This is a genomic window from Bacillus bruguierae (genome assembly GCF_037104725.1).
In the GTDB taxonomy this organism is placed as follows: domain Bacteria; phylum Bacillota; class Bacilli; order Bacillales; family Bacillaceae_G; genus Bacillus_A; species Bacillus_A bruguierae.
In genome coordinates this window covers 132,708-144,863 of sequence record NZ_JBAWSX010000007.1, presented here as the reverse complement: position 1 = coordinate 144,863, position 12,156 = coordinate 132,708, and the positions used below count along the sequence as shown (strand labels likewise).

Here is a 12,156-nt window from a genome sequence, read left to right as displayed (position 1 = left end):
TCCGAGGAAATGATCAGAAAATGAGAGTGATATAGTATGAGAGAAAAAATCCAATTAGAATTAGAAAGAATTGAGAAAGAGAATGATGTGAAAGTCTTGTTTGCAGTTGAATCAGGGAGCCGGGCATGGGGATTTCCATCAAAAGATAGTGATTATGATGTGCGTTTTGTATACGTACACCGATTGGAATGGTATTTATCAATTGAGCCGAAGCGAGATGTTATTGAGTATCCAATTAACGATGATCTTGATATAAGTGGCTGGGAACTCCGCAAAGCACTGCAGCTATTTTCTAAATCGAATCCAGCTTTGTTAGAGTGGATAAGTTCCCCCATTGTATACAATAAGGCATCAAATCTTCCTGAACGCTTGCAGGAAATGAGTAGTCATTTTGATCCAAAAGCAACGATATATCATTATTTACATATGGCATCTAAAAACTATCGCACATTTTTGCAAAGTGAAGAAGTAAAGATAAAAAAATATTTTTATGTATTACGTCCGATACTGGCGTGCAAATGGTTAGAAGAGAAAAAAATATTGCCACCTGTTGAGTTTGAAAGATTAATGAATGGATTAGCATTGGATTCAGCACTTTTAGAAGAAATTGAGAAACTGCTTGAGAAGAAAAAAGCGGGTATCGAGCTGGATGTAGGACCAAGAATTACGTTATTGAATAAATTTTTAGAAGAGCAGATTACATATTATGAAGAGTACGTGAAGAGTTTAGAAAAGAAATCGGTTATAGATATTGAGCAGTTAAATGTATTATTTCGAGATATGTTACATCAAAGTTGGAAAGAGCACTGATAAAATATTGGTGCTCCTCCTTATATTAGAGATGAAATTTCATATTTAACTATATAAATCCATTTTCATTTTTCAGACATAAAAGTCGTTACTATGCAGCATACATCATGGTCGCTACTTGCATGCTCCCTTTGTTTGAAACCTCGCATGAGGCAGAAAAAGGCCCTGACCGCTGCAATGCACGGCCAGATGCTCTCGTCCTCCTCTAAAAAAGAGGTTTTTATGCTTTTTTACTTTTATATAAGAGAATAGTTGTAAGCTTACAGCATCACATATCTTCAATTCTTTTTAACGCTTCATCAGCCGGCCCTTCAATTACCTCTCCTTCAATTGAAAAACGTGAACCATGACAAGGACAATCCCATGTGCATTCACCGCTATTCCATTCCACTTCGCAGCCTAAATGTGTACAAGTTGTATCGACAATATGCAGTTTCCCATTATCATCTTTATACGCACCGGCACGCTTCCCATTTACTCTTACAACAGCACCTTCTCCGTTTTCGAGATCTTCTGGTTTACGAAGAGCAAACTCTAGTTTTCCTTCAATTAAATGCTTTGCTACGTCGAGGTTTTGCGTAACAAACGTTTTTATATCTGGATTCGTATGGAATCGTGATGGTGCATAGAGTTCTTTGTATGGGCTATCGATTTTCATAACAGATGCTTTTAGCAATAAAGCTGCTGCGGTTCCATTTGTCATGCCCCATTTGCGGTAGCCTGTTGCAACGAAAATGTTAGGGTTATTTTCATTGATGTGTCCGATATAAGGAACTTTATCAAGTGTAATTAAATCTTGTGTTGCCCATCTGTATGGGATTTCCTCTATGCCAAAAGTTTCTTCGCCAAATGCTTGCAGTGCTTCGTAATGATTCATCATGTTAATGCCTTGTCCTGTTTTATGACTTTCACCGCCAATTAACACGAGTTTTTCGCCATCCATTGTGGTGTAGCGGAGGGATCGTTTTGGGTTATCGATGCTTAAATACATTCCTCCTGGATACTCTTGCTTTGTTTTCACGCCAAGGACATAAGAGCGTTCTGCGTACATCCTTGCGAAGAAGAAGCTGTTTGCATCATAAAAGGGAAAGTGTGAACAAGAAATAATGTAACCACAAGTGATTCGATGTCCGTCCTTTGTAATCACTTGTTGATAAAATCCTTTTTCTACATCAATTGCAGTTGTATTTTCATATAGAACGCCGCCAGCTTTAATAAATTCTTCGACAAGTGCTGTGAGGTAGCGAAGCGGGTGGAATTGCGCTTGATTCTTTATAACAAGCGCAGCTTTTACGGGAATGGGAAGTGGGATACTTTCTACATATTCACCAGGGATATTAAGCTGTTTGTATGCTTCTAATTCTTCTGTTAACTTGTGTAAGTTGTCGATTGAGTTTGTATATAGATAAGCATCTTCTTCTGTGAAATCACATTGAATATTGTGCTCTTGTACGGTCTCTTTTATAAATTGCAGTCCTTCATTGTTTGCCTCGTAATATAATTTTGCTTTTTCTTCTCCAAAGTGATTAATGAGTTCATTGTAAATAAGATCGTGCTGCGTTGTAATCTTTGCCGTTGTATGTCCAGTTGTTCCGTTTAAAATATTTCCTGCATCGATTAAAGCAACTTTGACACCTTCTTTAGCGAGTAAATAAGCGGTTGTGATACCAGTGATACCTGCTCCAACAATGGCAACTTCAGTTCTAATGTCCTCTGTTAGCTTTGGGAAGGTAGGCAAATGAATAGAATCACGCCAATATGGTTCTGGAAATTTTGGGAGCTGATTATGTTCCAAGTGAATACACCTCTTATTTTAATGAGTTCTTGCTAACTATTTTTTCCAATTGTTAGGGATTTTATGTATTTGAATCGAATTGCTAATAAATTATTTTAAAATAATTTATTAGTCAGCTTTCCATATATGGTTTTGGCTTTTCATTTCATTAGCAGAACGCGGAATAAATAAGGTTAAGTATAGTATTGACCATGAAACGGAGTAATTAGTGAAGGACAGATGAAAGGATAGTAGGAAGTTGAAATGTTGGTAAATAAACGTTTTTCCTTTAGTAACATAGAAAGTAATTATAAAAATATAACCAACTTTTATTACTAGGTCATAAAATCTATTGACAATATAGAAAACGTACTGATATGATTCATCTTGTGGAAAGGTTGATAAAGGGTAAAAAGAGAAATGTTTTTCAATGAATAATAATTGTAAGAGTGAGTGAACATAATTTTCTGTGAGAAAGAAAATTTATAATAATAGTATTATCAATCTGGAAACGAAAATCAATATGTGCAAAGTGCGTAAGCGCGGCAAGAGAAAGGGGCAAAAGAATGAAGGATCTTCATACGTTTGGATGGTATGCAGCACGCGTATCACCACATTTGCCAAAAAAGGCATTTAAACCAGTCCCGGCTCGTTTGTTTGGAGGACTAGCCTATTTACTCGTTACAGTAGCGGGGTTTTTGGCAATTGGCTTATTCAATTTGAATGTGTGGGCTAATCTTGGAATTGCAATCGTTTTAGGATTGTGTTTTGCATCTATGGGATTTCTTGGTCATGAAATTTTACATGGCACAGTAGTAAGAAAAGCTTGGCTAAGAGATTTTCTTGGAGCAATTGCGTTCATGCCATTATCAACTGGACCGAAATTGTGGAGAAAGTGGCATAATTTAACTCACCATGTGCACACACAACATGAGGAGCATGATCCAGATGCGTGGCCAACGATGGATAAGTTTAAGAAAAGCAAATTTTTACGTTGGGTATATCGCCTACCATTACATGTTCGTTCTTTCTTCAGCTTTTTGTCGTTAACAATTCAATTTACAATGCATTCGTCTCGTATGTTTTTCCTTTTTATCAAGGAATTTAAACCGCAGAATCAAAAATCTGTGTGGTTCCAGCTTCTTTTGCCATGGACAGTATGGATTAGTTTATTGTTTATTATGGGTCCTGCAAAATGGTTTTTTGCTTATGTTATTCCATTATTAATTGCAAACTTCATTGTAATGGCATATATTGCAACAAATCATCGTTTGAACCCGATTGTTCCTGTAAACGATCCACTTGCAAACTGTTTATCGGTAACAGTGCCGCGCTGGGTAGATGTATTACATTTTAACTTCTCATATCATACAGAACATCACTTGTTCCCAGGTATGAGTTCGAAATACTATCCGTTAGTAAAAGAGAAAATTAAAGAAATGTGGCCAGAGCGCTATCATGAAATGCCAATGGGGAAAGCGTTAGCTGCCCTTTGGAATACACCGCGTGTATATTATCAAGGTAGCGAGTTAATTGATCCGCATAAAGCGCATTTATACGGCTCTTTAGGAAATGGACTAGATCCTGCGAATATTGAATATCGCCAGGAAAATATAAAAGAATCAAAAGTTGTGAAAAACGGATAAAACATAATTTGAAAAAATGATATAAAAACCCTTTTGTTTTTAGGGGAGGACGAGAGCACCTGGCCGTGTATAGAAGCGGTCAGGGCTTTTTTCTGCCACGTGCGATGTTTAAAACAAAGGGAGCAAGTAGCGATCATGTTTTATTCTGCATAGCAACGATATATAATATAGAACCTTCATATATTTTATAGAATGATATTTCAACAAAGTGAAAGCACGAACTCGTGGAGAGTTCGTGCTTTTTACATGGGGATTTCTTCCTGTTTCACAGCTTGTGTATAATTCGTATTTTTTCGTGCCAATCTTTTTTCAAGAAGATGGACAAAGTACGTGAATAGAAGTACAAGCGCAAGATAATAGACGCTGACGATCATATATGTTTCGAGTTGCTGAAAGTTTGCGGCAGCTTCAGAAAGCCCAGTGCCCCACAGCTCTGACATTCCTACATAAGCAACGAGCGAAGAGTCTTTTAAGCCGATAATGAACTGATTGCCAAGCGGCGGAATAGATAAACGAAACGCTTGAGGCAAAATAATACGCCGCATTGCTAATGGATATGACATTCCTAAGGAGCGAGCTGCTTCAAGTTGACCGCGGTCTACAGACTGAATAGACCCTCTAAAAATTTCTGTAATATAAGCACCGTTATGAATAGCGAGAGCTATTGCCCCCGCCCAGAATGGGGATAATACAATAATAGATGTAATTCCAAAATAGAGGATCATAATTTGTACAACTAATGGTATCCCACGAATAATGGCAATGTATACATGTGCAATTCCATTTAAGAGTTTACTATTTGAAATACGAAAAAAAGCAAACAACAATCCAATTATGGATCCAAGTAATAGGGATGTTATGGTTAATTGTAATGTAATGACAATTGCTTTTAGGAACGTTGGATATGTAGATATGAAAATATCAATCATGGTTATCACCTCTATATCGCAGTTTATTTTCATGTGATTCCGATGCCCCGTCAAAAGGTGCGGGGCATGATCTATGTGTAAAAAATCTATTTTCCTTTTTCACCTAGAATGTTACGACCGAACCACTTTTTACTGATTTTTTCATATGTGCCATCTTGAATGATTTCATCTAGAGCTTTATTTAATTTCTGTAGTAGTTCTTTGTCGTCTTTACGAACAGCAATGGCCATTTCATCAAGAGATAATAGCTTTCCGGCGTCTTTTATATTTGCTTTTCCTTCTTTCATTATGCGAAGACCTACCATTTGATCTGTTATAACAGCATCAATTCGTCCTGGTTCTAAGTCCATAAGGGCGGTAATATCACTATCGTATTCGGTAATTTGGTCTGTTTGTTTAGCAATAAGTGTTTTGAATGTACTTGCTTTCACAACACCTACTTTTTTTCCTTTTAGATCTTCAGCGGAGGATATGGAGGTGTTCGTTTTTGTAACGAAAATTTGTGCCCCAGAACGATAATATGGGTTCGTAAAGTTCACTGCTTTTAGACGGTCTTCTGTGATGGCCATACTCCCTAAAATCACATCATATTTTTTAGCTTGCAATCCTTGGATTAATGTTTCCCAAGGATTTGTCACAGGGACAGCTTTCATATTCATTTTCTTAGCAAGAGCTTCACCAATTTCGACGTCAAAGCCGGCAAGTTTACTATTTTCTTTATAGCTAAACGGTTTATACACACCGCTCATTGCATAGCGAAATTCTTTCTTTCCATCGGTTGATGAAGTACTACTTTCTTTACTGCAAGCACCTAATAATAAAGAAGCACATAATGTAATCACTGCTATCGCTTTAAACATATTTCGTTTCATAAAAGCACCTCCAATTTTTATAAAATATTTCGTAAAAATTGCTTCGCGCGCTGATTTGATGGAGCGGTGAAAAATTGTTCTGGGGGTGCATCCTCTACGATTTGTCCGTCATCCATAAAAATAATGCGGTCAGCTACCTCACGGGCAAATCCCATTTCATGTGTGACGATAATCATTGTCATACCTTCTTTTGCGAGATCTTTCATAACTTGTAGCACTTCTCCGACGAGCTCAGGATCGAGAGCTGAGGTAGGTTCGTCAAATAACATAATTGTTGGGTTCATTGCGAGTGCTCTTGCAATAGCAATTCTCTGTTTTTGACCACCTGATAAAAGATCGGGTGTTACGTTCGCTTTATCTTGTAATCCGACTTTTTCTAGTAATTCGTAGGCAATGCTTGTTGCCTTTGTTTTATCTAACTTTTTGACGTGAATAGGGGCTTCTATGATGTTTTCTAGTGAGGTCATATGAGGAAATAAATTGAAATGTTGAAAAACCATACCGACATTTTCGCGGACGTTGTTTAAATTTGTATGTTTCGGATGAATTTGTTCTCCCTGTATCGAAATTTCTCCATTATCATACACTTCTAGGAAGTTTAAACAACGCAGTAATGTACTTTTCCCTGAACCGCTTGCACCGATTAAGACAACAACTTCTTTTTCTTGTACGTGTAAATTGATGTTTTTTAACACGTTTAAAGACCCAAAGGATTTTGTAAGGTTTTGAACTTGTATCATGCATCCCCCTCCAAAGAAATGTAGATGTATAAAAATAACTTATTTTTGTTAATTAGTCATAAATCGTCAAATTCCTTTATTTTTGTTAAAAATTTTAAGGGAATATAGATTGTTGTATATAAATAGAAAACAGGAAAAATTGTTATAAAAAGTAGAGATATGAACGTTTCCGCAACATTTGTCGTTGTCTCTTTCAGAAGAAAATTATAGCAAGATATAATAAAGCTATAATATTAGAGGGAGTGTCTTTCATGAAAAAAGAGAAAAGACAACAACTAATTAAACAATTGGTGAGAGAGAATGAAATAGATACACAAGAAAAATTGGTAGAGTTGTTAGAGGAACGTGATGTATTGGTCACACAAGCAACGGTTTCTCGAGATATTCATGAATTAAATTTAGTAAAGGGAGCTTCTTCAAAAGGAGTAGCAATATATAAGGTTTTTACAGAAGAGAACCAGCGAGCAGATATACAGCTAAAGAAAAAAATAAGAGAAGTAGTTGAAAAAATCGATTATGTAGAACAACTGATTATTATTAAAACTTTGCCTGGGAATGCTCATGTTATCGGTGCTTTATTAGATTCTTTAGACTGGAAAGAAAAAATAGGATGTATATGTGGGAATGATACATGTCTTGTAATTGCGGGGTCAAAAGTAGATAGGGAGATTATAAAAGATAGATTGGGGTTGATTATGTAAATCCAAATTGAAAAAATGACAAAAAACCATTCTTTTTAGGTGGATGAGAGTATCTGGCCATGCATAGAAGCGGTCAGGGCCTTTTTCTGCCACACGTGAAGTAAAAACAAAGGGAGAAAGAAAGTAGTAGGCTCCTTTTTTCTACATAGCAGCAATCTATATGTCGAAAAATCAAAATGGATTCATATAGCTTTGTATAGAAGCGAATTGTATGTTAAAACATCAAAATATATTTATACATATAAATGAGAAGGCTGTTTCTAATGAAAATTAGAACAGTCTTTTTTAATTTATATATACAAGTTAAAAAAACGACATAAAACCTCCCTTTCTTTTTAGGTGGGACGAGAGCATCTGGCTGCGCATAGAAGCGACTTATATGTCGAAAAATTAAAATGGATTTATACATAAGGCTTAATCAGTCATCAGAAGGAGTGTCTTTATCTTCGCTAATCGGAATGGATCTGATAAAACGTCTTTGTTTTTACTAAACTTTATGCTAATACGATATAAAAAATTTTAACCTCAAATAGGAGGCAATTATACAGCTAATATGCGTGATATTTTACCTAGTTAGTTAATTATGAGATGAAATATCTTATAAAAATACAATTACATATGATTTTTAAAAAATAATTTGTGAAATATTCCACTTAACATTGTTAGCGTTTTCACAAAGAGATATGTGCATTCTGTTTATTATGTACTTGTAGACATCAAATGAATTTAAAAGGGGGTACAACAAATGAAACATCCGATACATGTTACTTCAGAAATTGGAGAATTACAAACAGTTTTATTAAAACGTCCAGGTAAAGAAGTGGAAAACTTAACGCCAGATTATTTACAACAATTATTATTTGACGATATTCCATATTTACCAATTATTCAAAAAGAACATGATTATTTTGCGCAAACATTACGCAATCGGGGTGTTGAAGTTCTTTATTTAGAAACACTAGCAGCTGAGGCGTTAGTTGATAAAAAACTTCGTGAAGAATTTGTTGATCGTATTTTAAAAGAAGGACAGGCTGACGTAAATGGTGCATATCAGAATTTAAAAGAATATTTACTTTCCTTTTCAAATGAAGAAATGGTTCAGAAAATTATGGGGGGCGTACGTAAAAACGAAATTGAAACTAGTAAAAAAACCCACCTGTATGAATTAATGGAAGATCATTATCCATTTTATTTAGATCCAATGCCAAATTTATATTTTACACGTGACCCAGCAGCTAGTATAGGTGGCGGTTTAACAATTAACAAAATGAGAGAACCAGCACGGAGACGTGAATCATTGTTTATGGAATATATCATTAAACATCATCCACGCTTTGCGAGTCACAATGTACCAGTTTGGTTAGATCGTGACTATGATTTTCCAATTGAAGGCGGCGATGAGCTTATCTTAAATGAAGAAACAATTGCGATTGGCGTATCAGCTAGATCATCGGCTAAAGCGATTGAACGATTAGCAAAAAATTTATTTAGTCGTCAAAATAAAATTAAGAAAGTACTAGCAATAGAGATTCCAAAATGTCGTGCATTTATGCATTTAGATACAGTATTTACAATGGTTGATTATGATAAATTTACAATTCATCCAGCTATTCAAGATCCAAAAGGAAATATGAATATTTATATTTTGGAAAAAGGAGAGAGTGAAGAAGTTCTCAAAATCACACATCGTACTTCTTTAACTGAGGCTTTAAAAGAAGTGTTAGGTTTGAGCGAATTGGTTCTTATTCCTTGCGGAGGAGGAGATGCGATTGCTTCTGCTCGTGAACAATGGAACGATGGATCCAATACATTAGCAATTGCACCGGGAGTAGTTGTTACATATGATCGCAACTATGTATCCAATGCTTTATTACGAGAGCATGGTATAGAGGTTGTGGAAGTATTAAGTTCGGAATTGTCTCGCGGTCGTGGGGGTCCACGTTGCATGAGTATGCCAATTGTTCGAAAAGATATCTAAGCTAAATACAAGAGAAAGTAGGGACGAATGATGATGATGACAAAACCAAACTTAAAAGGAAGAAGTTTTCTTGCTGAAAAAGATTTTACAGAGGAAGAATTTTTATATCTTATTGATTTAGCGGCAGAATTAAAAGAGAAAAAGAAAAACGGTATCCCGCATCATTATTTAGAAGGTAAAAATGTTGCCCTTTTATTTGAAAAAACTTCAACTCGTACCCGTTGTGCATTTACGGTGGCTTGTACGGATTTAGGGGCAAATCCTGAATACCTAGGTAAAAATGATATTCAGCTCGGGAAGAAAGAATCTGTTGAAGATACAGCAAAAGTGTTAGGACGTATGTTTGACGGTATTGAATTCCGTGGATTTTCACATGCAACAGTAGAATCTCTAGCGAACAACTCAGGTGTGCCAGTATGGAATGGCTTAACAGACATGTGGCATCCGACACAAACACTTGCAGATTTGTTAACAATAAAAGAGCACCTCGGAAAATTAGAGGATATTAGGCTCGTCTACGTCGGAGATGGACGTAACAATGTGGCGAATAGCTTATTAGTTGGCGGTTCGATGGTAGGAATGGAAGTACGCATTTGTACTCCAGAGTCACTATTCCCAGCACAAGAAATCATTGATACTGCTAAAAAATATAGTGATCGGGTCATGGTAACGAGCAACGTGGAAGAAGCTGTTGCCGGTGCAGATGTTATTTATACAGATGTATGGGTATCTATGGGCGAAGAAGATAAATTTGCTGAACGTATTGAACTTCTTACTCCATATCAAGTGAACATGGAAATGATTAAAAAGACCGGAAATGAAAATATGATTTTCTTACATTGTTTACCTGCATTTCATGATATAGAAACATTGTACGGAGAGGAAATATATGAAAAATATGGCATAAAAGAAATGGAGGTAAGTGACGAAGTATTCCGCAGTAAGCATTCAAAAGTATTTGATCAAGCGGAAAATAGAATGCATACAATTAAAGCGGTTATGGCAGCTACTTTAGGAAATATGGAATAAAGAAGGAGGAGATTCCTCCTTCTTTATCCCTCTATTGATAGAAGTTTCACTTTATCCCGCATTAACGGGCAGTAAGATCCCTATCTCAAGATTGAGAGGGAAGCAAAGAAGATAGGTGGGGGATAACTGCCCGTAAAAGCCCGATTGGTTCAACTAACCATCAGTGGGGGATGAAGAAAACCCCCACTGATGGAAGTTTCACTTTATTCCTATCTGATAAAAGAGAGGTGAGTGTAATGGGTGAAGAAAAGAAATTAGGACTGTTTACTTTGACCGCCCTTGTTGTAGGCTCTATGATCGGAGGCGGAGCATTTAACTTAGCAAGTGATATGGCAAAGGGTGCAGGCGCAGGAGCAATTATTATTGGTTGGATTATAACAGGTATCGGAATGGTTTCACTTGGATTGGCGTTTCAAAACTTAACAGTGAAAAGACCCGATTTAGATGGTGGAATTTTTAGTTATGCAAAAGCTGGATTTGGTAATTTTATGGGGTTCAATAGTGCCTGGGGATATTGGTTATCCGCTTGGCTCGGAAATGTAGCTTACGGTACATTATTATTTGCTTCAATAGGTTATTTTTTCCCAGTTTTTGAAGGTGGACAAAATGTAGCATCGATTATTGGAGCGAGTATATTACTGTGGTGTGTTCATATGTTGATTTTACGCGGTGTACAATCAGCAGCACTTGTGAATTTAGTAACAACAATTGCAAAGTTAGTACCTGTCTTTGTATTTATTGTTGTAGGGATATTTGCTTTTCATATTGATGTTTTCTTAGATGGATTTTGGGGGCAAGGTGCTACTTTTTCGTGGGCGGATGTAGGAAGTCAAGTTAAAAGTACAATGCTTGTCACACTTTGGGTATTTATTGGGGTAGAAGGAGCTGTAGTCTTATCGAGTCGTGCAAAAAGTCGAAGTGATGTTGGGAAGGCAACTGTTATTGGATTAATAGGAACTCTCATTATTTACATTCTCCTGACACTATTATCATTAGGGATTATGAAGCAGGCTGATGTTGCAAATTTAAAAAGTCCAGCAATGGCATATTTATTTGAAAGCGTTGTCGGGAAATGGGGAGCTATCTTTATTAATTTAGGTTTAATTATTTCTGTATTAGGTGCTTGGTTAGGATGGACGTTACTAGCATCTGAAATTCCTTACTTGGCTGCGAAAGACGGTGTATTTCCAAAATGGTTTGCGAAGGAAAATAAAAATAAAGCGCCTGTTAATTCATTATGGTTAACAAATGGCCTGATTCAAATTTTCTTGTTAACATTTGTTGTTTCAGATCAAGCTTATCATTTTGCATTTTCGCTCGCTTCTTCGGCAATTTTAGTTCCGTATGCTTTTTCAGCTTTTTATCAATTTAAGTATAGTTTGCAGTCTCAAGAGAAAGATCGCACAAAAAATATTGTCATTGGTTTAGTCGCGAGTATGTATGGGGTTTGGTTAATTTATGCAGCTGGTTTAGATTATTTATTGCTGACTATGACACTATATGCACCAGGAATTTTTATCTTTTACAAAGTTCAAAAGCAAACAAATTCAAAACAAATCTTTACTCGTGTCGAGCTTATATCCTCAATAGTCATTGGAGCTTTGGCACTGGTTGCAATTTATCAATTGGCTACAGGTGGTATTACTCTTTAAAAACTCTTTTGAAAAGAAATGGGAG

10 protein-coding genes are annotated in these 12,156 nt (G+C 36.2%); 6 read left to right on the top strand and 4 right to left on the bottom strand.

The window, feature by feature from the left end; all coding sequences use genetic code 11:
- The first annotated feature begins 36 nt into the window (after positions 1-36).
- Complete coding sequence (locus tag WAZ07_RS13730; protein ID WP_090917727.1) at positions 37-810, top strand: nucleotidyltransferase domain-containing protein; 774 nt, start codon at positions 37-39, stop codon at positions 808-810.
- 268 nt (positions 811-1,078) lie between these two features.
- On the opposite strand, the gene WAZ07_RS13725 is transcribed toward WAZ07_RS13730, so the two are convergent.
- Complete coding sequence (locus tag WAZ07_RS13725; RefSeq protein ID WP_396548553.1) at positions 1,079-2,605, bottom strand: FAD-dependent oxidoreductase; 1,527 nt, start codon at positions 2,603-2,605, stop codon at positions 1,079-1,081.
- Between the two features lie 545 nt (positions 2,606-3,150).
- Between WAZ07_RS13725 and desB the strand changes: the two genes are divergently transcribed.
- Entirely contained in the window at positions 3,151-4,230 is a 1,080-nt protein-coding gene (desB, locus tag WAZ07_RS13720; protein WP_090917731.1) for a Delta(10) desaturase DesB, read from the top strand.
- A 242-nt stretch (positions 4,231-4,472) separates the two neighbouring features.
- Here the strand turns inward: desB and WAZ07_RS13715 are convergent, their stop codons facing one another.
- The 3 genes from WAZ07_RS13715 to WAZ07_RS13705 form a co-directional block, all read right to left on the bottom strand.
- Positions 4,473-5,159, bottom strand: a complete 687-nt coding sequence (locus tag WAZ07_RS13715) for an amino acid ABC transporter permease (protein ID WP_090917733.1) — start codon at positions 5,157-5,159, stop codon at positions 4,473-4,475.
- A gap of 86 nt (positions 5,160-5,245) precedes the next feature.
- Positions 5,246-6,031: an ABC transporter substrate-binding protein gene (locus WAZ07_RS13710; RefSeq protein WP_336472901.1), complete on the bottom strand. Its 786-nt coding sequence runs from the start codon at positions 6,029-6,031 to the stop codon at positions 5,246-5,248.
- Between the two features lie 17 nt (positions 6,032-6,048).
- Entirely contained in the window at positions 6,049-6,771 is a 723-nt protein-coding gene (locus WAZ07_RS13705) for an amino acid ABC transporter ATP-binding protein (RefSeq protein WP_336472900.1), read from the bottom strand.
- Positions 6,772-7,022: 251 nt separating this feature from the next.
- On the opposite strand from WAZ07_RS13705, the gene argR reads away from it, so the two are divergent.
- From argR to arcD, 4 genes are all read left to right on the top strand, one after another.
- Complete coding sequence (gene argR, locus WAZ07_RS13700; RefSeq protein ID WP_090917739.1) at positions 7,023-7,472, top strand: arginine repressor; 450 nt, start codon at positions 7,023-7,025, stop codon at positions 7,470-7,472.
- A gap of 745 nt (positions 7,473-8,217) precedes the next feature.
- Entirely contained in the window at positions 8,218-9,450 is a 1,233-nt protein-coding gene (arcA, locus tag WAZ07_RS13695; RefSeq protein WP_336472899.1) for an arginine deiminase, read from the top strand.
- A gap of 30 nt (positions 9,451-9,480) precedes the next feature.
- Positions 9,481-10,479: an ornithine carbamoyltransferase gene (gene argF / locus WAZ07_RS13690; protein ID WP_336472975.1), complete on the top strand. Its 999-nt coding sequence runs from the start codon at positions 9,481-9,483 to the stop codon at positions 10,477-10,479.
- A 236-nt stretch (positions 10,480-10,715) separates the two neighbouring features.
- A complete protein-coding gene (gene arcD, locus WAZ07_RS13685) occupies positions 10,716-12,131 on the top strand; it encodes an arginine-ornithine antiporter (RefSeq protein WP_336472898.1) in 1,416 nt (471 codons plus the stop codon).
- Positions 12,132-12,156: the final 25 nt, after the last annotated feature.